17 protein-coding genes and 2 tRNA genes are annotated in these 20,914 nt (G+C 72.5%); 8 read left to right on the top strand and 11 right to left on the bottom strand.

Translation table 11 applies throughout. The annotated features are described in order from the left end of the window. The first annotated feature begins 2 nt into the window (after positions 1–2). The 6 genes from DEJ46_RS19230 to DEJ46_RS19255 all read left to right on the top strand — a co-directional run bounded on the left by DEJ46_RS19230 (position 3) and on the right by DEJ46_RS19255 (position 6,855). Positions 3–2,120: a hypothetical protein gene (locus DEJ46_RS19230; protein WP_150268081.1), complete on the top strand. Its 2,118-nt coding sequence runs from the start codon at positions 3–5 to the stop codon at positions 2,118–2,120. A 208-nt stretch (positions 2,121–2,328) separates the two neighbouring features. Then, a complete protein-coding gene (locus DEJ46_RS19235) occupies positions 2,329–2,826 on the top strand; it encodes a hypothetical protein (protein ID WP_150268082.1) in 498 nt (165 codons plus the stop codon). An 81-nt stretch (positions 2,827–2,907) separates the two neighbouring features. Next, positions 2,908–3,858, top strand: coding sequence for a bifunctional DNA primase/polymerase (locus tag DEJ46_RS19240; protein ID WP_150268084.1), 951 nt, complete (start codon positions 2,908–2,910; stop codon positions 3,856–3,858). A 184-nt stretch (positions 3,859–4,042) separates the two neighbouring features. Continuing rightward, positions 4,043–5,209, top strand: a complete 1,167-nt coding sequence (locus DEJ46_RS19245; protein WP_150268086.1) for a DUF3631 domain-containing protein — start codon at positions 4,043–4,045, stop codon at positions 5,207–5,209. Between the two features lie 198 nt (positions 5,210–5,407). Further along, on the top strand, positions 5,408–5,605 hold the full coding sequence (locus DEJ46_RS19250) for a helix-turn-helix domain-containing protein (protein ID WP_150268088.1): 198 nt from the start codon (positions 5,408–5,410) through the stop codon (positions 5,603–5,605). After that, positions 5,605–6,855 (top strand): tyrosine-type recombinase/integrase, encoded by a 1,251-nt coding sequence (locus DEJ46_RS19255; protein WP_150268090.1) that lies wholly within the window; start codon positions 5,605–5,607, stop codon positions 6,853–6,855. The genes DEJ46_RS19250 and DEJ46_RS19255 overlap by 1 nt, the downstream gene beginning before the upstream one ends. On the opposite strand, the gene DEJ46_RS19260 is transcribed toward DEJ46_RS19255, so the two are convergent. From DEJ46_RS19260 to DEJ46_RS19270, 3 genes are all read right to left on the bottom strand, one after another. Then, positions 6,852–7,082 (bottom strand): hypothetical protein, encoded by a 231-nt coding sequence (locus DEJ46_RS19260; protein WP_150268092.1) that lies wholly within the window; start codon positions 7,080–7,082, stop codon positions 6,852–6,854. The genes DEJ46_RS19255 and DEJ46_RS19260 overlap by 4 nt on opposite strands. Positions 7,083–7,198: 116 nt before the next feature. Then, a tRNA-Arg gene (locus DEJ46_RS19265) sits at positions 7,199–7,271 on the bottom strand. Between the two features lie 278 nt (positions 7,272–7,549). Beyond that, a tRNA-Ser gene (locus DEJ46_RS19270) sits at positions 7,550–7,640 on the bottom strand. A 284-nt stretch (positions 7,641–7,924) separates the two neighbouring features. On the opposite strand from DEJ46_RS19270, the gene DEJ46_RS19275 reads away from it, so the two are divergent. Next, complete coding sequence (locus DEJ46_RS19275) at positions 7,925–8,350, top strand: SSI family serine proteinase inhibitor (protein ID WP_150268094.1); 426 nt, start codon at positions 7,925–7,927, stop codon at positions 8,348–8,350. A gap of 152 nt (positions 8,351–8,502) precedes the next feature. Next, positions 8,503–12,351 (top strand): PAS domain-containing protein, encoded by a 3,849-nt coding sequence (locus DEJ46_RS19280; RefSeq protein WP_150268096.1) that lies wholly within the window; start codon positions 8,503–8,505, stop codon positions 12,349–12,351. Between the two features lie 63 nt (positions 12,352–12,414). Here DEJ46_RS19280 and DEJ46_RS19285 read toward each other — a convergent pair whose 3' ends face one another. The 8 genes from DEJ46_RS19285 to DEJ46_RS19320 form a co-directional block, all read right to left on the bottom strand. Further along, the gene (locus tag DEJ46_RS19285; protein WP_150268097.1) at positions 12,415–14,067 is read right to left on the bottom strand and encodes a long-chain fatty acid--CoA ligase; all 1,653 of its coding nucleotides are present in this window, start codon (positions 14,065–14,067) and stop codon (positions 12,415–12,417) included. A 150-nt stretch (positions 14,068–14,217) separates the two neighbouring features. Further along, entirely contained in the window at positions 14,218–14,775 is a 558-nt protein-coding gene (locus tag DEJ46_RS19290) for a SigE family RNA polymerase sigma factor (protein ID WP_150268099.1), read from the bottom strand. A gap of 144 nt (positions 14,776–14,919) precedes the next feature. Continuing rightward, positions 14,920–16,032, bottom strand: coding sequence for a DUF1906 domain-containing protein (locus tag DEJ46_RS19295; protein ID WP_150268101.1), 1,113 nt, complete (start codon positions 16,030–16,032; stop codon positions 14,920–14,922). Between the two features lie 52 nt (positions 16,033–16,084). Then, on the bottom strand, positions 16,085–17,251 hold the full coding sequence (locus tag DEJ46_RS19300; protein WP_150268103.1) for a lipid-transfer protein: 1,167 nt from the start codon (positions 17,249–17,251) through the stop codon (positions 16,085–16,087). Continuing rightward, on the bottom strand, positions 17,248–17,637 hold the full coding sequence (locus tag DEJ46_RS19305; protein WP_150268105.1) for a MaoC family dehydratase: 390 nt from the start codon (positions 17,635–17,637) through the stop codon (positions 17,248–17,250). The genes DEJ46_RS19300 and DEJ46_RS19305 overlap by 4 nt, the downstream gene beginning before the upstream one ends. Beyond that, positions 17,634–18,695 carry an acyl-CoA dehydrogenase family protein gene (locus tag DEJ46_RS19310; protein ID WP_150268107.1) on the bottom strand — a complete coding sequence of 354 codons (1,062 nt, stop codon included), beginning with the start codon at positions 18,693–18,695 and terminating at the stop codon, positions 17,634–17,636. Before DEJ46_RS19310 ends, DEJ46_RS19305 begins: the two co-directional genes overlap by 4 nt. Position 18,696: 1 nt before the next feature. Next, positions 18,697–19,644, bottom strand: a complete 948-nt coding sequence (locus tag DEJ46_RS19315; protein ID WP_150268110.1) for a bifunctional MaoC family dehydratase N-terminal/OB-fold nucleic acid binding domain-containing protein — start codon at positions 19,642–19,644, stop codon at positions 18,697–18,699. Further along, complete coding sequence (locus DEJ46_RS19320) at positions 19,641–20,807, bottom strand: acyl-CoA dehydrogenase family protein (RefSeq protein ID WP_150268111.1); 1,167 nt, start codon at positions 20,805–20,807, stop codon at positions 19,641–19,643. Before DEJ46_RS19320 ends, DEJ46_RS19315 begins: the two co-directional genes overlap by 4 nt. Positions 20,808–20,914 lie beyond the last annotated feature (107 nt).

A 20,914-nucleotide genomic window follows, 5' to 3' on the forward strand; every position in this document is an offset into this window, starting at 1 on the left:
CCATGACCACCACCGACACCCCCACCACCGCGTCGGGGCCAGTGTGGGACTGGGCCGCCGGTCACGGACCCGTGACCGGCGCCCTGTCCGCCACCACCGGCGCGTTCGCCCTCGCCACCACCGGCGCCGCCACCGGCATGCCCCCCACCTGGGCCCTCGCCGTCGGCACCGCCGGCGCCATCGGCCACACCATCAGCACCTTCCGCGAACGCCTCTCCGCCCGCACCGCCACCCTCCGCGCCTCCTCCTGGCTGCTCGGCGCCGGGTGGACGACGTGGGCCATGACGTCCGGCCCGCTGACCTGGGCCGCCATCGGATCCCTCGCCGCCCTCGGCGTCGGCATCGGCACCGCCGCCCGCTCCACCGCCCTGTACGAGGACGCCCGGGAGCTGGAGCTGATCGCGCTGGCCGACCGGCAGGTGTCCGCCGAGCTCCACGCCGAGCGCCGCACCCTCGCCGCCGAATGGGTCGAGCGCGTCCAGCGCGTCAGCAACGTGACGCTGACGGTGCTGGCGATCGAGAAGTGGCCCACCGGCACCGGATTCACCATCGACGCCGAACTGCCCGGCGCCACCACCTACGACCAGATCGCCCGCGACTCCGCCCGCCTGTCAGCCGACGCCCGACTCCCGCACGGCTGCACCGTGGCAGCCACCCCCGGCATCCACCAAGGCCGCGTCCTCATCGACGTCTCCACCGTCAACGTCCTGGCCGGCGAGATCCCCTACCCCGCCGACTACAGCCGCCTGTCGATCCACACCGGCCTGCCCTGGGGCGTCCGTTCCGACGGCCGCGAAGTCCTCACCTACCTGCGCGAACAGTGCGCCCTCGTCGTCGGGCCGACCGGGTCGGGCAAGACCAACATGGTCCACAACATCATCAGCGGCTTCGCCCGCGCCGAGGACATCCTGACCTTCGTCATCGACCTCAACGCCGGATCCGCCGGCCTCCCCTGGGTCCGCCCCGCCCTCAACGCCCCCAGCAACACCGGCGTGGAGACGCGGCCCGGGATCGACTGGCTCGCCTCCACCCCCGAGGAGGCGGCACTGATGCTGGACGCGGCGATCCGGATCGGGAAGCACCGCAAGGTCGTCTACCAGGACCTGATGGCACGGGAGAACACCGACCTCCTGCCGATCTCCGCGCAGATCCCGCAGATCATGATCCTGATCGACGAGGGCGCCGAGATCCTCATGAGCAACGACCCGCAGATGCGCAAGCTCGCCGACAAGATCCTGGAAGTGATCCGGCAGCTCCGAGCCATGGGCATCCGCACCGTCCTCACCGCGCTCGGCGCCACCGGAGCGGTCCTGGGCAACCTCATGATCCGCCGCGAGGCCAAAGCCCGCGTCTGCCTCACCGGCGGCGAGGTCGAGGGCATGGACCTGGGCAAGATCTTCCCGGGTGCCCGGGGGCTCAAGCCGGAGCAGGCGCCGTTCCAGGGCGCCGGGTTCATCGGCACCCCCGAATCCGCACCGGGGCTCTTCAAGTCCTGGCGGATCCTGCCCCAGCAGATCGCCGACATCGTCCACGCCACCTCCGACCGACACCCCTGGCTCGACGACAACTCGGCCAAGGCCGCCGGCCCCGCCTACGCCCGCCGCTGGGACACCACCCGCACCGCATGGATGAACACCACCACCGTCACCTCCGTGGCGGAAGCCGCGGCTGCTCCGGCGACCGACGAGCAACCGACACGACCGGGCGGGCTGAACCTGTCCGCGCTCCGTGGCGCTCCCACCGCTCCGGTCTCGGATGAGGATGCGCTCGCGGCCCAGTTCATGGCGCAGATCGACGCCCAGTTCGGCACCACAACCGAGACCGCACCCAACGTGGATGAGGAGCCCGAGCAGCCGCACGGGCTGAACCTGTCGGCGTTCCGCAACGAGCAGCAGGACAGCGAGGCCCGGCAGGCCGCGCTCGCGGTGCTGCTCGCCGCCGGACCGGAAGGCACCGGTGCATCCGCCATCGCCCGGGCCCTCGCCGACACACACGGCACCACCCGGCAGACCATCGCCGGATGGCTCAAGGAGTGGGCCGAAGACGGCACCACCGTACGGACCGGGACCGGCACCAAGACCCGCTACGTCCACCACCGCCACGCCCCCACCCAGGACTAACCGAGCCCGCTTGTCGCCCTGTCCCGCGAAGGCCCGCAAGCGGGCCCCAGCGGGCCGGAAACCGGCTTTGACCTGGAAGGCGACAAGCGACAAGACAAGACAAGCGACAAGCCACACGACAAGCCAGCCGACAAGCGACACGACAAACAGCCAACCGGGCAGCACCCACCACACGGGGTGCTGCCCGGAGCGCTGAAAGGGGCACCTTGTGTACGAGCCGACCGCGTACGAGATCACCACCCCGCACACCTACCTCCCGCCGCAGACGCCCGCCGTCCGGCCGGTGCTCCTGCCCGCCGACATCCCGCCCGGCGTCAACTGGGTCACCCTCCCCAACGGCGTCCGCACCCTCGCCTACACCCACCCCACGGCCCCGCCGCAAATTCCGGTTACCGCCCCGCAGCCGATCCCCGCATGGGCCAAGACCACCGCCCTACTCGCCCCCACGATCGGCGGCGGCATCGGCGCCGCCGGCATCGGACTCTCCTACGCCGCCCCGGGACTCATCGCCATGACCCACGCCCTCTGGTCCGCCGCCGCCCTCGTCGTCGCCACCGTCATCGCCATCCCCGTCCTGATCCGCACCGCCCGCCGGGCCACCGGCAACGGGGGCGAGGGCTCGGTGCGGACGACGACCCACATCACCCAGAACATCACCGCCACCGGCCTCTTCGGCCGCGCCAACGGAACCATCAACCATCGCTGACAGCGGAAGGGCGGCCCCCGCATCTCGCCAAAGAACCGGGGCCGCCCTCACTCCTGATCTAGCTGACCGGAGGTATCCAGCATGACTGAATCTCCCCCCTCTCCGCGAGAGGGCAGGGACCTGCCCTCTATCGATATGCCCGGCCTGGAGCTCCTCGCGCACGCGGTGAGCGCCGTCGAGAACGGCTGGCACGTCTTCCCCTTGCGTCCCGGCGACAAGCGGCCCGCCGGCCACGCCGAATCCCGCTGCCCCGGCACCGGCCGGTGCGCGGACGGACACAAGACCCCCGAGCAGCGGGCCACCACAGACCCCGATCTGCTCGCCGCCGCCTGGACCCACGCCCCGTACAACATCGGCATCGCCACCGGCCCGTCCGGCCTGCTCGTGGTCGACCTGGACACGCTCAAGGAGAAGGACGAGAAGGGAACGCCTGACGGCGTCGCCATTTTCGAGGCGCTCTGCGAGCGCGCCGGACAGGCCGTCCCCCTCACCCACCGAGTGCGGACCGCGCGCGGCGGACAACACCTGTACTTCACCCCGCCCGACGGCGTCCGGCTCGGCAACACCGCCGGACGACTCGGCAAGCACATCGACACCCGGGGCTGGGGCGGATACGTCGTCGCCCCCGGCAGCCACACCCCCGACGGGTCGTACGTCGTTCTCGACAGCCGTCCCCCGGTTCCGCTGCCCGGATGGCTCCTGGACGCTCTCACCACCCGCCCCAAGCCCGTCCTGACCGCCCCGGCGATCACCGTAGTGGGCGGTCATCGGGTCGCGGAGGTGGCGCTGGAGCGCGAGACCGCTGCCGTTCGAGCGACTCACGAGGGCGGCAGGAACGCCCAACTCCTGAACTCTGTAAGGGCTGTGGGGCGATTCGTCGCATGGGGAGACCTCCCCCGGGACGTGGCCGAGGAGGCTTTTCAGGTAGCGGGGGAGACGGCGGGACTGCCGCCGGCCGAGTGCCGCTCCACGATCCGCAGCGCCCTGGACTGGTCCATCCGCACCGCCCGCCCCCGGCAGACAGCCGCATGACCAGCCCCGAATCCCCCCACCTGAAAAGCAACGCCGCCACCCCCCACCGGCCCGACGTCGCCGAACAGCCCCGGGAGCGGAAAACGGTGGGCGCCTCGAAGGTCGTCGCCGAAGGCGTCCTTTCTGGTTCTGACCCGCACCCCGCCCACGACGTCCACCCGCTCCTGACCAAAGGGGAAGCCGCATGACCCAGCAGCCCATCGACGGCGCCGCTCTGCTCAACGAGGTGGAGGCCTTCCACCGCAGGTTCAACGTCTTCCCCCGCGAGGGCGCCTACGTCGCCGTCGCCCTGTGGGACGCCCACGCCCACCTGATCGACGCCTTCGACTCCACGCCCCGGATTGCGTTCCTCTCCCCGGAGCCCGGCTCAGGGAAGTCCCGGGCACTGGAGGTGATCGAGACCCTCGTGCCGAACAAGATGGCGGCCGTGGACGCTTCCCCGTCCGCGCTCTTCCGCTCCGTGGCCGGGATCGAAGGCGAGCGGCCCACGATCATCTTCGACGAGATTGACACCGTCTTCGGCCCCAAGGCTGGAGACAACGAACAGCTCCGCGGCTTCCTCAACGCCGGACACCGACGCGGACGGCTGATGTACCGGTGCGTCGGCGACGGCGCCAACCAGACCGTGCAGGGCTTCCCGTCCTACTGCGCCGTGGCCATGGCCGGACTCGGGGGCCTTCCCGACACCATCACCACCCGGTCCGTCATCATCCGCATGCGCCGCCGTGCCTGGAACGAGAAGGTCGAGCCCTACCGGCTGGGGACGCACGAGAAGCAGGGTCACGCACTGCGCGACCGCCTCGCCGCATGGGCCGAGCAGGTCCGCGAGAAGGTCGAGGGAGCCTGGCCCGAGATGCCCGACGGCATCACGGACCGCCCTGCCGACGTGTGGGAGCCTCTCCTGGCCGTCGCCGATGCCGCCGGAGGCGACTGGCCCGAGCGAGCCCGTGCCGCGTGCCTGGAACTGGTCAAGTCGTCCCAGGCCGACGACAGGGCATCTCTCGGCATCCGGCTCCTCACCGACCTGCGCGACCACGTCCTCATCGGCGTCGACAAACTGCCCACCATCGCCGTCCTCGATCGGCTCAACGCCCTGGAGGACGCCCCCTGGGCCGACCTCGACGGCAAGCCTCTCGACAACCGGCGACTGTCCAAGATGCTCAAGGAGTACCGGACCACCGGCGACGAGCCCATCGTCTCCCGCAACATCCGGACCGCCGGCGGCATCCTCAAGGGCTACTACGCCGAGGACCTCCAGGACGCGTGGACCCGCTACTGCCCGCCGCCTGCCCAGAACAGCGCTACATCCGCTACGCCGCTACAGCCCAGCTCACAGCCGGTGCTCGCGTAGCGGCAACCCCACGTGTAGCGGCTACACCCACCCCAACCACCGGCCCATCTTGAGCGGCCCGCAGCAAGGTGTAGCCGCTACACCCGCCCTTCCCGCTACACAGAGCATGCCGCTGACCTGCGATGTAGCGGCGTAGCGGATGTAGCGGACTTTCCAGAGGGGGGCCACAGGCCCCGGCCATCCACCCAGGAGGCACAGGTGAGCATCACGCTCCCGACCAGCCACAGGGCCGTGACCGTCCCGGAAGTCATGGCAGCGCTCAAGTTCAGCCGCAGCAAGGTCTACGACCTGCTCCGCTCCGGCGCCCTGCCCAGCTACACCGAGGGCCGCGCCCGACGCATCCCGCTCGACTCCCTCCACACCTACATCCACAACCGACTTGAGGAGACCGCCTGATGGCCAAGAGGCGCGCCAACGGCGAGGGCACCATCACGAAGCGCGCGGACGGCCGCTATCAGGCCGCCGCCTACGTCTACAGGCCGGACGGCACCCGCGTGCGGAAGTTCGTCTACGGCAGGACCCGCGAGGAAGTGAGCGCCAAGCTCATCGAGATGCAGGACAAGACCCGCCAGGGCATCCCCGCCGCCACGTCGGCGATGCCGTTCGGGGACTACCTGACCTACTGGCTGGGCGCCATCGCCCCGACCCGGCTCAAGCCCGCGACGCTCAACAGCTACGAGGGGCTGTCCCGGCTCTACATCCGGCCCGCCCTCGGCAAGAAGCGGCTCAACCGGCTCTCCCCCACCGATATCCGGCTGTTCCTCGCCGACTTCAAGAACGGCTGCCTGTGCTGCCTGCGCGGGGCGGACGCTGCTCGCCCCGAGGGAAAGCGGAACTGCTGCGCCGTGCACAAGTGCTGCAAGCGCGGCCCCTCGGCGCGGACCGTGCAGTACGTCCACGCCGTGCTTCGCTCGGCCCTCCAGCAGGCCGTCCGGGAGGAGCTGATCGGTCGCAACGTCGCGAAGATCGTGGAGACCCCCACCGTGCAGCGTGAGGAGGTACGTCCGCTCGATGCGGGCGAGGTTCGCATGCTGCTGAAGGCCTCCCGAGACCACCGGCTCTACGCCCTGTGGCTGCTGATGGTCTCCACCGGCCTGCGCCGAGGGGAGGCCCTCGGGCTCACGTGGTCGGACGTCGACCTGAACGCCGGACAGCTCCGGGTCCGCAGGAACCTCCAGCGCATCAAGCGGGAACTGCTCTTCGGCACGCCGAAGACGGCACGGTCGATCCGTACAGTCTCGCTTCCGAAGCGGTGCGTGGACGCACTCCACGCGCACCGCGCGAAGCAGGAGGAAGAGCGGATGGTGGCCGGTGAGAAGTGGAAGCCGTCGCTTCACCAGCCGGGCGGGCTCATCTTCACCACGTCGACCGGCCGGCCGACCGACCCTCGGAGCCTGAACCGCATGCTCACGATCCTGTGCGCCAAGGCGAAGGTCCGCCGGATCAGGGTGCACGACCTGCGGCACACCTGCGCCTCACTGCTACTCGCCCAGGGCGTGGACGCCCGGGTCATCATGGAAACCCTCGGGCACAGCACGATCACGATGACGCTCGACACCTACGCGCACGTCATGCAAACGACGCTGAGGGCCGCAGCCGATCGGATGGACGATGTCCTGGGAGGGGAGCATCCGACTGAGAGCTAGAGCCGGTCGACCGCCTGAGCGCCGATGGCGACCAGAAGGACCACCCCAAAAAATCCTACGATCACTCTCAGCACATCCGGGGAGAATCTTGGATTCACTCCACCGGGGACCCACCGTGCCATCAGGTCGTACGCCCTCAGCCCGAGGTTGCGGTAGTCGAAAGCGATGACGAGCGCACCGACGCTGGACGCGAACGGCACGACGAACGACAGTACCCAGTCGCCCATGCGCGGTCTCCCCTGAGAGGTACCGACTGGGCCGTCGCTCAATCGGCGAAGACGTTGATGTCACCCGCTGATGTCAGAGGCCCCCTGGACGATGTCCAGGGGGCCTCTGAGCTGTGTGCACTCGGCAGGATTCGAACCTGCAACCTTCTGATCCGTAGTCAGATGCTCTATCCGTTAAGCTACGAGTGCTTGTTTTGTTTTCCGTCTTCGCTCCCCGGCCTTTCGGCCCGCTCGCGGCGACAGGAAGAACATTACATGACTGCCGCCGTCATGTGAAATCCATTCACCCCACCCCTTGTGACCTGCGAAAACCTCACCCAGAGGGTGATCGGGGAGTCGGTGGCCGGAGGTCGCGGGCGGGGGTGCGCGGGGTGAAAACGGGCCGAAAGAGACCGGCGTCACATGCGCCCCGCAGGCGGCCCGGGAACGGCCGAAGCCCCGGCCTTGGGGCCGGGGCTTCGGTAGGGCGGAGGCGGAGGGATTTGAACCCTCGATGGGCTTTAAGACCCAAACCGCATTAGCAGTGCGGCGCCATAGACCGGACTAGGCGACGCCTCCATGCACCCCGCGCATACGCGAGTGGTGCGTGCAGATGATGACACAGGCGAACCGGCTGTCACCAATCGATTCTCACCGTACTAGGCCTTCGGGGTCCAGGGCAAAGCCCTGCGGCCCCGGCCGCGCCGCGCACGCCCCGGCCGGGGCCGCCCGCCCGGCCGGCGCACCCCGCTTGCGCAACGCCCCGGCGCCCGGAGCGTTAGAGGGACGGGACGCCGTGGGTCCGCCCGTACTCGTGCCCGCCCCGTGTCCGCTGCCGTGCACCGCCGCTCCAGGAGATCCGTATGCTGCGCCGTCTCGTCCTCGCGACCCTCGCCACCACCGCCGCAGGGACCGCCGGATTCGGCCCCCTGCCGCCGCTGCCCCTGCTCTCCCCGCCCGACACGCTGACCGTGAAGGTCGCCGAGAGCGGCCGTCCGGGTGCCGACGGCACCTTCGAGCTGACCTGCGACGACCGGGCCGGCGGGACGCACCCGGCCGCCGAGGACGCCTGCGCGCGTCTGGAGGACCACGCGCAGGCGGGCACGAACCCTTTCAAGCCCGTTCCGCGGGACGCGATGTGCACCCAGGTGTACGGCGGCACCGCCGTCGCGCACGTCACCGGGACCTGGCAGGGCCGCAAGATCGACTCCCGGTTCTCCCGCGTCAACGGCTGCGAGATCGACCGCTGGACCGACCTCCAGCCGGTGCTCCCCATCCTGGGACGATGACTCCGGGGAGGCCCGGGCAATGACTCTGGCAACGAACGGCGGGCGGCGGCTCCCTTAGACTCCCTCAGTGACAGGCTGCGGCCCGAGGGGCAAGATGGGGCCCGCCTGCCGACAGGCAAGCACGTGCAGTGGGTCAGGGAGGAACCGTCGTCGTGAGCAGCAGGCCATCCCGAGGCGCTGCTCGCCTCGCAGCCATACTCGACGCCCTCCCCGACGGCCTCGTGCTCGTCAATTGCAACGGCACGGTCGTCAACGCCAACACGATCGCCCTCGGCATGTTCGAGACGCCCGGCACCGCGCTCGTCGGCCGGGGCCTGCTGGACCTGCTGCCGTCCTTCGACTCGCGGCTGATCCCGGGCTCGATGCGCCGCCCCGAGGGCACGGACGAGCGCGGCCGCACCAAGCCGACCCGGATGATCGCCCGTCGCACGGACGGCGGCGAGTTCCCCGTCGAGGTGACCAGCGCCAGCCTGGAGGACGGCCGCGAGGCCTACGACTCGTACAGCGGCTACACCGGCGACGAACTCCTCATGCTCGTCGTACGGGACCTCACGGGGACCCTCGACACCGAGGCCGAACTCGCCCGCTCGCAGCGCCAGACCGAGATGATCCTGCGCGCCGCGGCCGAGGGCGTCGTCGGCACGGACACCGACGGCCGGGTCGTCCTCGTCAACCCCGCCGCCGCGCAGATCCTCGGCTACCGCGCCGGTGAGCTCGGCGGCCAGGAGCTGCACCCGCTGATCCTCGCCACGCGCGCGGACGGCGAGCCCTTCCCGTACGAGGAGTCCCCGCTCGCCGACACCCTCAAGTCCGGGCGCAAGCACCGCGTCCGGGGGCAGGTGCTGTGGGCGAAGAAGGGCGACCGGGTGCCGGTCGACCTCACGACCGCTCCCGTGCGCGACGGCGACCAGCTCGTCGGCGCCGTGATGACCTTCACCGACCGCAGGCCGTACGAGCAGCTCGCCGAGGAGCACGCCGCCGAGCTCGCCGACCGCGCCGAGCGGCACGCGGTCGAGCGGGAGGAGCAGCAGGAGCGGTACGCCTCGCTGGCCGCCCGGCACGAGCAGCTGACCGCCGTCCTCGCCGAGTCGCTGCGCGGCCCGCTGGAGGAGCTGCGCGGCCGGCTGGGCGCGCTCGCCGCCGACGACGCCGGGCAGCTGTGGCCCGAGGCCAACCAGGTGCTGCACCATCTGACCGCCGGATACGCCCGGATGACGGCGCTCGTGGACAACGTCCTGGCCTACCAGCGCCTCGACTCGGGCGCGGAGGAGCTCGACCGGCGGGTCGCGCTGCTCGACGGAGTCGTGACGGCCGGCATCGACGCGGCTGTCGAGCTGATCGGGCCCGGCCGCGCGCAGTTCGCCGTGCACGCGCCGCCGATCGAGGCCGAGGTCGACCCCGACCGGCTCGCGACCGCGCTCGCGCACCTCGTCGCGGACGTCGCCGGCGTCGATGCGACCGGCCAGAACCGGGCCGCGGTGCCGGGCGCCGGGCCGGTCGACTCCACGATCGTCGTCGCGGCCGCCCAGCGCGGAGACGTCGTACGCATCGAGGTCCGCGGCCCGTACGCGGGCGGCGACCCCGTCCACGGGCCCGTCGTGCGCGGGATCGTGGCGGCGCACGGCGGTGTCGTCCAGACCCACGAGGTCCCGGGGACGAGCGGCGGCGCGTACGTCCTTGAAGTGCCGCTCGGGGCCGGGCGGGGCACTGTTCCCGCTGCCGCTCCCACCGCTGCTACCGATCCTGCTCCTGCGCCCGTCGCTGCTCCTGCCCTGCAAGCGCAGGACGCCGGCGTACGGGAGCTGCCCGCTCTGCCCGCGCAGGCCACGGGTACCGAGGGGGAGACCTCGGGCGGTGGGCGGCGCCGGGCGCGGCGCGCCTCGACGGACGCCTTCCTGGAGAGCCCGGTCGCCCCTGAGGCCGCCGAGTCGGGCGGTCGTCGCCGTGCCCGTACGAGCGAGTCGTCCGGCCCCGCCGAGCTGATCCCCGCCCAGCAGAACGCCGGCGCCGACGGCTCCGCCATGGCCGCGCTCCCCGCTTCCGCGCCCGCCGCCCTTCCCTCGTCGACGGGGCCCGTCTCCCTTCCCTCCGCCGCGCCCGCCGTCGAGCCCACCGGACGACGCCGGGGCCGGCCCGCCGAAGGCTCCGTGGTGACCGCCGCCGAGGGCGCGCAGGGGCGGGCCGCGTTGGGCGCCGCCGTGCCCCCGCAGGGGGTCTCCGCCGCCGAGCACCTGAGCGCGCCCGCTGTCGCGCCGGCGCACAACCCCGCCCTGGCCCTGCCCGCCGTCGCCACCGGCGGTGACGTGGCGGCCGCCCCGCCGAGCGGGCGCCGCCGACGGGCCCTCGCCGCCGCGCAGGAGCGTGCCGCGGCGGCCGAGGCCGGTCCCCGCACGCCGTTCGCGCTCCCGCCGGCCGACGCGGACCGCCCCGAGTCCGACGACGCGGCTGCGGCTGCGATTCCTGCTCATGCGCCTGCTCCCGCGCCGGTTCCGGTTCCGGGTGGCTTCGCGCTGCCGGTCTCCGACGAGGGGCAGCACGAGGCCGTACGAGGCGTCCCGGGCTCCGGCCACACGCCCCCGCAGCCCCATCCGCACCTCGCGCAGCAGCCTCAGCCGCTGCCCGAGCCGAGCGGTCGCCGCCGCGCCATGGCACCGCCGGCGCCCCTGCCGCCGACGCCCGTAGCGCCGGCGCCCGTACCGCCGTCGTCGACGCCGCTGCCGGGTGCGGTCCCGGCGGCCGTGCCCGCGGCCGTACCTGCGCCTGCTCCGCAGAGCGGCACCGGTTCCGGGACGGGCACCGGCTCCGTACCGCTGCCGCCCGAACTGCCCATGCCGGTCGCGACGTCGAAGGAAGCGAAGGACTCGACCCAGGGGCGGGCGTTCAGCGTGCGCACCCTGGGGCAGGGCGTTCCCTTCGTCCCGCCGACGGCCGCGCCCGCTGCTCCCGTCGCCGCGACGCCCGTGGCCGCTCCGGTGGCCCCCGCCGCGCCCTCCAACGGCTCCGGTCGGCGGCGCAAGCTCGCCACCCCGCCGGAGGTCGACCCGCCCGTCCCGGCGGCGATCCCCGTACCGGCCGCCGCCGAGAACACCGCCAAGCCCCACCCGCAGTCCTCCCCCGAGGCCGCGCTCGGGCTCTCCCCGGCCGCCCCCGAAGGCCGCGCCTACGCCATAGGGGCGCCCGCCGAGGGCTCCGCCGAAGGGCCCGAACCGCTCGACGGTCCCGGTGGCGCGATCGAGGTCGCCAACCGGCCCGCGCCGCGGCCCGTCGACGACGAGCTGCCCCCCGAGCCGCTCGACAACCCGCGCCGGCTGCTCGTCTGGCCCGCGCCCGACGTCTCCACCCAGCAGGCGCTCAGCGACCGCGGCTACCGTCCGGTGATCGTGCACTCCCGCGAGGAGGTCGACGCCCAGATCGCCGCCTTCCCCGCCGCGCTCTTCGTCGACCCGCTGACCGGGCCCATCACCCGCACCGCGCTCCAGTCGCTGCGCCAGGCCGCCGTCGCGGCCGAGGTGCCGGTGCTGCTCGCGGCCGGCCTCGGGCAGGCGACACGGGAGGCCGCGTACGGCGCCGACCCCGCCGTGCTCCTCAAGGCGCTCGCGCCCCGCGACAGCGAGCAGCACCCGTCCCGGGTCCTGCTGATCGAGGAGCACGACGACATCGCGGAGGCGCTCGCCGCCACCCTGGAGCGGCGCGGGATGCAGGTCGAGCGGGCGGCCACGGACACCGAAGCGGTCGCGCTGGCCACCGAGACCCGGCCGAACCTCGTCGTGATGGACCTGATGCAGGTGCGCCGCCGACGGGCCGGGATCATCGACTGGCTGCGCGCGAACGGGCAGTTGAACCGTACGCCGCTCGTCGTCTACACCTCGGCCGACCTCGACGAGGAGGAGCTGCCGAAGCTGTCCTCCGGCGAGACGGTCCTCTTCCTCGCCGAGCGGTCGAACAGCACCGAGGTCCAGGCCCGGATCGTCGATCTGCTCGCGAAGATCGGCACCAACTAGCCGGAGCAGCAAGGAAGCGGGGGAGGGCAGCTGCCCTCCCCCGCATCGGCCGCAACGCCCCGGCTACAGCTGCGTCACGTCCAGTTCGCCCTCCGCGTACTGCCTGCGGATGACCTTCTTGTCGAACTTGCCGACGCTCGTCTTCGGCACCGCCGGCACGACCGCCCAGCGCTCCGGCAGCTGCCACTTGGCGATGCCGCCCTCGGCGGCGAGGAAGGACCGCAGCGTCTCGTAGTCCGCCGTGGCACCTTCCTTGAGGACGACCGTCGCGAGCGGGCGCTCGCCCCACTTCTCGTCCGGCACGGCGACGACGGCGGCCTCGGCGACCTCCGGGTGCCCCATGAGGGCGTTCTCCAGGTCGACGCTCGAGATCCACTCGCCGCCGGACTTGATGACGTCCTTCGCGCGGTCGGTGAGGGTGAGGAAGCCGTCGGGGCTGATCACGCCGACGTCACCCGTCTTGAGCCAGCCGTCCTCGCTGAACTTGTCGGCCGGGCGGATCTCCTCGCCGTCGGCGCCGCCGAAGTACGAGCCCGCGATCCACGTGCCGCGGACCTCCAGCTCGCCCGCGGACTCGCCGTCCCAGGGCAGGTGGTCGCCGCCGGGGCCGACGAGCCGCGCCTCGACACCGGCGGGGAAACGCCCCTGCGTGACGCGGTACGGCCACTCCTCCTCGGCGCTCAGACCGGCCGGCGGGTGGGCCATCGTGCCCAGCGGGGAGGTCTCGGTCATGCCCCAGGCGTGGCAGAGGCGGACGCCGAGCCGGTCGTACGCCTCCATGAGAGAGGGCGGGCAGGCCGCGCCGCCGATGGTCACCTGGGTCATGGAGGAGAGGTCGCGGGGGTTCGCGGTGACCTCGGCGAGCAGGCCCTGCCAGATGGTCGGGACGGCCGCGGCGTGGCTCGGCCGCTCGCGCTCGATCATCTCGGCGAGCGGGGCGGGCTGGAGGAAACGGTCCGGCATCAGCATGTTGATGCCGGTCATGAAGGTGGCGTGGGGGAGGCCCCAGGCGTTGACGTGGAACTGCGGCACGACGACGAGGGTCGTGTCACGGTCGGTCAGGGCCATCGACTCGGCCATGTTCACCTGCATGGAGTGCAGGTAGATCGAGCGGTGGGAGTAGACGACGCCCTTGGGGTCGCCGGTGGTGCCGGAGGTGTAACACATGGCCGCGGCGGAGCGCTCGTCGAGCTCGGGCCAGTCGTAGCTGGTCGGGCGGCCGGCGATCAGTTCCTCGTAGTCGTGCACGCGCGGCGCGACGCCCTCGAGACCGGAGCGGTCCCCGGGGCCCGCGACGACGATGTGCTCGATCGTCGGGAGGTGGGGGAGCAGCGGGACGAGGAGCGGCAGCAGGGAGCCGTTGACGAGTACGACCCGGTCCTCGGCGTGGTTGACGATCCACACGAGCTGCTCGGGGGGAAGACGCAGGTTGAGGGTGTGGAGGACCGCGCCCATGGAGGGGATCGCGAAGTACGCCTCGACGTGCTCGGAGTTGTTCCACATCAGGGTCGCGACCCGCTGGTCGCCGGTCACCCCGAGTTCGTCGCGCAGGGCGTTGGCCAGCTGGTGCGCGCGGGCTCCGGCCTCCGCGAACGAGCGTCGGTGCGGCTCGGGCTCGCCCGTCCAGGTGGTGATGGTGGACTTCCCGTGGATCGTCATCCCGTGCTTGAGGATGCGGCTCACGGTCAGCTGTACGTCCTGCATGGTGCTGTACACGGGGCGTCCTCCCGGTGGGCGCTACGTGGCGTGGCAGAAAGGGTGTGGAGATTCTGCGCACGTACCGCGCGGTATGTCACTACCCGGGAGTACGTAAATTGCCAGTGATCGCTGGCGGAAGTGGCTCTTCCCTCTGATTCGCGCCGGTACTTACCGTACGGGGGTCAGTTCCGGGTCCTCGCGGAGCTTGCCGAGCGCCCGGGACACCGCGCTCTTGACCGTGCCGACCGAGACCCCGAGGACCTCGGCGGTCTGGGCCTCACTGAGGTCCTCGTAGTACCGCAGGACCACCATCTGGCGCTGGCGCTCCGGCAGCTTCATCACCGCGCGCCACATCGCGTCGTGCAGCACCTGACGGTCGGCCGGGTCGGGCTCGGGGAGGCCGGCCGGCTCCGGCAGCTCCTCGCAGACGAACTCGTCGACCTTGCGCTTGCGCCACTGCGACGTACGGGTGTTCAGCAGCGCACGGCGGACGTAGCCGTCGAGGGCGCGGTGGTCCTCGATGCGCTCCCAGGCCATGAAGGTCTTGGCGAGCGCGGTCTGGAGGAGGTCCTCGGCGTCGCAGGGGTTGGCGGTCAGGGAGCGGGCCGTACGCAGCAGCACGGGACCACGCGCCCGGACGTACGAGGAGAACGACGGGTACGGCACGTGGCCGAGGGCGGCCTTCGAGGCGCCGGTGCAGACGGGGCCAGAGGGTGGCGGGGTCATGACTCCACGCTAGAAGCGGACCGTGCCCCGCGGATCGGCCCCAGGTCCCGAACCGGGATCCGCCTCAGGTTGGAGGAGAGACGGCGGCCGGACCTCCTCTGGGTGGAGTCGCCCCGCACCGGAGTCAGGGTCGGGACCGGGTCGTTACCGGGCCGAACCGGTACTTTCCGTCGTCGTGACGCGGGCGACCGGCGCGTCCACCGCGTTCCGGTCGATCAGGACCCGATGGCCTCCGTACGTCTCGGCGACGTTCCCCGCGTACTGATGGATCCGGGCGTGCGGCGTCCAGGCATCGGCGTGCAGCGAGGTCTCCGAGTACAGCGCGGGCACGCCTCGCCAGCGCGCGAACCACAGCACGGAGGGCAGGTCCTCCGTACCCGCCTTCCGCGCCTCCTCGATCTGCCGGATCCCGGTGTCGGCGCTGCTGTAGTAGCCGGGCACATAGCCGAGGCGCCGCACCTCACGGTTCCAGCCGCGGACGAAGGAGAGGGTGGTGGCGGCACAGCTCGTGTCCTCCAATCGGAACGCCTCGATGTCCAGGTACAGCGGGCTGCTCGCGCCGATCCCGAGGGCCCGCGCCGCGCGCACCGCCTCGCCCCCTTCCCGTACGCCCTGGCTCCAGGGGCGGCTGCCGATCGCGTACGGCCGTTTCGCGGCGGAGTGGACACACGGCGCCTGGGAGCCGACGAAGAGCGGCAGCAGCCGCCAGCCCATGGCGTGGGCGGAGGCGACCCAGGCGGGGGTCAGCTCCTTCTGTCCGGGGCACCCCCGGCCCCGGCCACCGAAGTAGACCCCGACGGCCCGGTACGGGGACCTGAGCCAGGCCCTCATCACCGCGAGGGACGGCGCCTCGCAGGTGTCGAATGCCTTGCCCGCGAAACGCGGCGCGGACACGGGCGGCACGGGCGCGTCGGCTTCGGCGTCGGACGCGGCTTCGGGCGCGGCTTCGGCGTCGGCTTCGGGCGCGGCTTCGGGCGCGGCCGGGGCCGGGGCCGGGGCCGGGGCCGGGGCCGGGGCCGGGGCCGGGGCCGGGGCCGGGGCCGGGGCCGGGACGGCTACGGGTGCCACCGGGGCGGGGCCCGACGGTCCGGCGGGTGCCACGGCCGAGGCGCCCGCCGGACCGGTGAGGAGGGCCGCACCGGCCATCGCCGCCACCAGGGCGGTGGCCACGGCCCGCGCCCCGGGAGGCGGCGCGGACCGTGCGTACGGCGGACGGAGGGACGAGGGCGAATTCGAGGGCGGTGCGTTTGTGCTCATGGCGCGAGTGAAGAGCCGCCCGCCCCGCCCGGCCACCGCTGGGGCCGTCGCGTCAGCCGTCCGTGCCCAGGATCAACCCGGACGTGGGAACCCCGGTGCCCGCGGTGACCAGCGTCCGGGCCGCGCCGGGTATCTGGTTCACGGACGTGCCGCGCAGTTGCCGCACCGCCTCCGCGATGCCGTTCATTCCGTGCAGATACGCCTCGCCGAGCTGACCTCCGTGGGTGTTCAACGGGACGGCGTCGGCCGCGACGAAGTCCGCCGCCTCCCCCGGACCGCAGAAGCCGAACTCCTCCAGCTGCATCAGCACGAACGGGGTGAAGTGGTCGTAGAGGATGGCCACGTCGATGTCGCCCGGCGCGAGGCCGGCTGTCCGCCAGAGCTGCCGGGCCACGACGCCCATCTCCGGGAGCCCGGTCAACTCGTCCCGGTAGAAGCTGGTCATGGCCTCCTGTCTGCGTCCGGCGCCCTGGGCCGCCGCCAGGATCACGGCGGGCGGCCGGGGCAGGTCGCGGGCGCGCTCGACGGAGGTGACCACGATCGCCTGGCCGCCGTCGGTCTCCTGGCAGCAGTCGAGGAGGCGCAGCGGCTCGACGATCCAGCGCGAGGCGGCGTGGTCGGCGAGGGTGATCGGCTTCCCGTGGAAGTACGCGGCGGGGTTGCGGGCCGCGTGGCGCCGGTCGGTCACGGCGACGTGGCCGAAGGCGTCCGGGGTCAGCCCGTAGGTGTGGAGGTACCGCTGGGCGGCCATCGCGACCCAGGAGGCCGGGGTGAGCAGCCCGAAGGGAAGCTGCCAGCCGAGCGCGGCACCCTCGGCGGAGGGCTCGCGCTGCTGGACGCCGGAGCCGAAGCGGCGCCCGGACCGCTCGTTGAACGCCCGGTAGCAGACGACGACTTCGGCGACCCCACTGGCGACGGCGAGCGCGGCCTGCTGGACGGTGGCGCAGGCCGCCCCGCCCCCGTAGTGCACGCGGGAGAAGAAGGACAGCTCACCGATGCCGGCGGCCTGGGCGACGGTGATCTCGGGGTTGGTGTCCATGGTGAAGGTGACCAGGCCGTCGACGTCGCCGGGCGTCAGCCCGGCGTCGTCGAGGGCGGCCCGTACCGCCTCGGTGGCGAGGGAGAGCTCGCTGCGGCCCGAGTCCTTGGAGAACTCCGTCGCCCCGATGCCGACCACGGCCGCCCGCCCGCCGAGGCTGTCCCTGGTGCGGACGCTCATGGCGCCACCTCCACGGTGACGGTGACCGTCCCGGTCACGTGGTGCCCCAGGTCGTTGGCCCCGACGACCCGGACCGTCGTCGTGTCCCCGGCCACCTCGGTGACCGTCCCGGTCAGGGTCATCGTGTCCCCGGGGTAGTTGGGGGCGCCGAGCCGGATGGCGACCCTGCGGAGGACCGCGCCGGGGCCGAAGTGGTCGGTGATGTACCGGCCGACGAGCCCGTTGGTCGTGAGGATGTTCATGAAGATGTCCGGGGAGCCCTTCTCCCGGGCCAGTTCGGCATCGTGGTGCACGTCCTGGTAGTCGCGGGAGGCCACGGCCCCGGCGACGATCAGGGTGCGGGTGATCGGGATCGTGAGCGGTGGCAGCTCTTCCCCGGGCTTCATGACGGTTCTCCCTTCGCGAGCAGGTCGCCGAGTTCGGCGAGGAGTTCGGTGCCGCAGCCCAGGTAGGCGTCGAGCTGCCGGCCCCACAGGAAGTGCCGGTGGACGGGGTGGTCGAGGTCGGCGCCCATGCCGCCGTGGAGGTGCTGCCCGGTGTGCACGACCCGCTTGCCCGCCTCGGACGCCCACCAGGCGGCGGTCAGCGCGGCCTCGGTGGCGTCCAGGCCCTCGTCGTGGCGCCAGGCCGCCTCGTAGGCCGTGACCCGGATGGCCTCGGTGTCCATGTGGGCGTCGGCGGCGCGCAGCTGGACCGCCTGGTGGGTGGAGAGCGGGCGCCCGAACTGCTCTCGGACGGAGGTGTACTCCACGGCCCTGGCGAGCGACCCCGCGCACACCCCCGCCTGAAGCCCGGCGAATGCGACCCGCGCGGCGACCAGCACGTCCGCATAGGTCCCGGAACCGGAGCCGGACCCGGGCCCGCAGCCAGATCCGCTGCCGAGCCGCTCCGCCGCCGTGCCGTCGAGCACGAGCCGCCCCGCGGACCAGGGTGCGGTGAGCTCGACGCTCTCGATCCCGGCCGCGTCCTCGGTGCGGACGAACCACAGTCCGTGCTCCGCGTCCGCCACGAGGACATGGGTGGCGTCCCTGAGCCACGGCACCCACTCCACGGCCCCGCTGAGCCGCCCCTCGTCCGCCACGACCCCGCCGGTCGCGGGGAAGGCGCCCGTCACCACCGTCGTACCGTCGCGGAGACCCGGCAGGAGCCGGGCGCGCTGCTCCTCGGTGCCGTGCCGGGTGACGGCGAGGATCCCGTACACACAGGTCGCGGCGAGCGGCACCTGCGCGGTCCTGCGCCCCTGCTCCTCCAGGAGGAGCACGAGGCCGAGCAGCCCGGTCTCCTCGACGGCGCCGGGGAGTCCGGCCGCGCAGAGCGCCTTCCACAGCTCGGCGTCGCTGCCGGTGCCGGCCGCCGCGAGCCGCTCGTGGGTGGCGAGGTCGCCGAAGATCCGCGCGGCCAGGTCCCGGGCGGCCTCCTGCTCCTCGCTGGGGGTGAAGTCCATGTCAGCCCTCCCCTCCCGCACGGAAGACGGGAAGCTCCAGCTCCTCGTCGACCCGCAGGAACTCCAGCCGCACCGGCATCCCGATCCGGACCTTGTCGTACGGCACACCCACCACGTTGCTGATCATCCGTACGCCCTCGGCCAGTTCGATCAGCCCGACCGCGTAAGGCGGGTCGAAGGCCGGGAAGAGCGGGTGGTGCATCACCACGTACGAGTAGACGGTCCCGGCCCCGCTCGCCTCGACCGTGTCCCACTCCGGCGAGCCGCACTCCGCGCACCCCGGCAGCCAGGGCATGCGCAGGCTCGCGCAATCGGCGCAGCGCTGGATGAGCAGCCGGTGCGCGGCCACGCCCTCCCAGAATCCGGCGTTGTCCCGGTTGACGACCGGGCGGGGCCGCCGGGGCGCCGCGGCGGTGACCTCCGAGGGGCGCCGGTCGGGCTTCGAAGGGCGCCGGGCAGGCGCGTACTTGAGGATGCGGAAGCGGTGGGTGCCCGCGAGCTCGCCGTCCGCCCGGACGTCCATGCGGGTCGTGACGAAGTGCCCGGTCCCGAGCCTGGTCGTCTTGCGCGGCGACACGGACTCGATGACGGCGTCAAAGGTGATCACGTCTCCCGGCCGCAGCGGCCTGAGGTACTCCTGCTCGCAGTCGGTCGCGACGACCGAGGTGTATCCGGCGCCGTCGAGGAGAGCGAAGAGCTCGTCGTACGCCTCGGAGCGGTCGCCGTGCCCGGAGAGCCCGCCCATGGTCCAGGCCTGGAGCATGGTCGGCGGCGCCACCGCCCCCGGCCCCTCGTACGCCGGATGGGCATCGCCCATGGCCTCGCACCAGTGCCGGATCATCGGCAGATTGACCGGGTCCTTGCCGACCCCGGCGACGGCGGCGGGCCGCCCCTCGTAGGCGGCGATCCGCTCGTACAACGCGTCCGCCGCCCGCTCCCCCTCGCTCATCGCCGCCCCCTCCCCTTCATGCCGAGCCGCATCCTCGCGACGATCTCGCGCTGCACCTCGCTCACCCCTCCCCCGAAGGTGTTGATCTGAGCCGCCCGGTTCATGCGCTCCAGCTCGCCGCCGTCGAACTCCCCCGGCGAACCCGCTCGCACCGTCCCCGCCCCGCCCGCGATCTCCTGACATATTCGATACACCTCGACCGCCGATTCGGTTCCCGCGAACTTCACGCCGCTCGCGTCCCCCGGGGCCAGCCGGCCGGCCCCCACGTCCCCCACCAAACGCCAGTTGAGCAGGCGTGTCGCCGCCAGCCGGGCATGCGCTTCGGCGGCCCGGATCCGCACCCACGGCTCGTCAATGCGGCGCCTGCCCGTCACCGGATCGGGGGTACTCGCCCGGTCGAGCGCCGCCGCGAAGAAGTCCTCGGCCTGCATGCCGATCGCGGCCAGCGCGACCCGCTCGTGGTTGAGCTGCTCGGTGATCAGCCCCCAGCCGCCGTGCTCCGGCCCGACGAGGTTCCCGGCGGGGACCCGTATCCCGTCGTAGTAGGTGGCGGTCGTCGTCAGCCCGCCGACGGTCGCGATCGGGGTCCAGGAGAAGCCCTGCGCGCCGGTGGGTACCAGAACGATGGAGATGCCCTTGTGCGGCGGGGCGGCGGGGTCCGTGCGGCAGGCGAGCCAGATCCAGTCGGCGTTCTGGGCGTTGGATGTGAAGATCTTCTGCCCGTCGATCAGCCAGTCCTCGCCCTCCCGCACCGCCCGGGTCCGCAGGGAGGCGAGGTCGGTGCCGGCCTCGGGCTCGCTGTAGCCGATGGCGAAGACGGTCTCGCCGCGCAGGATCCGGGGCAGGAAGTAGCCCTTCTGCTCGTCGGTCCCGTACCGCATGAGGGTGGGTCCGACGGTGTTGAGGGTGACCATCGAGACGGGGGCGCCCGCCCGGTAGGCCTCGTCGAAGAAGACGAACTGCTCGTCGGAGCCGCGGCCCTGGCCGCCGTACTCCTCCGGCCAGCCGAGGCCGAGCAGCCCGTCGGCCCCGATCCGGCGGAGCAGCCGGCGCTGGGCGGCGGCGTCGTCGGGAGGAGGAGGGCCGTCGGGCATCACCTCGCGGAAGTACGCGCGGAGTTCGGCGCGCAGCCGCAGCTGCCGCTCGGTCGGGGCGAGGTGCACGGCGACGGCCTCCCGTGGGACGACTGAGGTTTCTGACTGTCCGTCAGATTCAGGACCTCTGTCAAGGCCGGCGACCGTACGCCCCCGGCGCGCGGGGCGCGGAAACG

Source organism: Streptomyces venezuelae (assembly GCF_008642375.1).
Classification (GTDB): Bacteria; Actinomycetota; Actinomycetes; order Streptomycetales; family Streptomycetaceae; genus Streptomyces; species Streptomyces venezuelae_G.

Excerpts from the sequence above, each read along its gene's own strand:
- DEJ46_RS19315 (WP_150268110.1), bottom strand. The coding sequence starts at position 19,644 with ATGAGCGAGGGGGAGCGGGCGGCGGACGCGTTGTACGAGCGGATCGCC.
- DEJ46_RS19255 (WP_150268090.1), top strand. The coding sequence starts at position 5,605 with ATGGCCAAGAGGCGCGCCAACGGCGAGGGCACCATCACGAAGCGCGCG.
- DEJ46_RS19240 (WP_150268084.1), top strand. The coding sequence starts at position 2,908 with ATGACTGAATCTCCCCCCTCTCCGCGAGAGGGCAGGGACCTGCCCTCT.
- DEJ46_RS19275 (WP_150268094.1), top strand. The coding sequence starts at position 7,925 with ATGCTGCGCCGTCTCGTCCTCGCGACCCTCGCCACCACCGCCGCAGGG.
- DEJ46_RS19310 (WP_150268107.1), bottom strand. The coding sequence starts at position 18,695 with ATGGACTTCACCCCCAGCGAGGAGCAGGAGGCCGCCCGGGACCTGGCC.
- DEJ46_RS19260 (WP_150268092.1), bottom strand. The coding sequence starts at position 7,082 with ATGGGCGACTGGGTACTGTCGTTCGTCGTGCCGTTCGCGTCCAGCGTC.
- DEJ46_RS19290 (WP_150268099.1), bottom strand. The coding sequence starts at position 14,775 with ATGACCCCGCCACCCTCTGGCCCCGTCTGCACCGGCGCCTCGAAGGCC.
- DEJ46_RS19305 (WP_150268105.1), bottom strand. The coding sequence starts at position 17,637 with ATGAAGCCCGGGGAAGAGCTGCCACCGCTCACGATCCCGATCACCCGC.
- DEJ46_RS19295 (WP_150268101.1), bottom strand. The coding sequence starts at position 16,032 with ATGAGCACAAACGCACCGCCCTCGAATTCGCCCTCGTCCCTCCGTCCG.
- DEJ46_RS19245 (WP_150268086.1), top strand. The coding sequence starts at position 4,043 with ATGACCCAGCAGCCCATCGACGGCGCCGCTCTGCTCAACGAGGTGGAG.
- DEJ46_RS19230 (WP_150268081.1), top strand. The coding sequence starts at position 3 with ATGACCACCACCGACACCCCCACCACCGCGTCGGGGCCAGTGTGGGAC.
- DEJ46_RS19300 (WP_150268103.1), bottom strand. The coding sequence starts at position 17,251 with ATGAGCGTCCGCACCAGGGACAGCCTCGGCGGGCGGGCGGCCGTGGTC.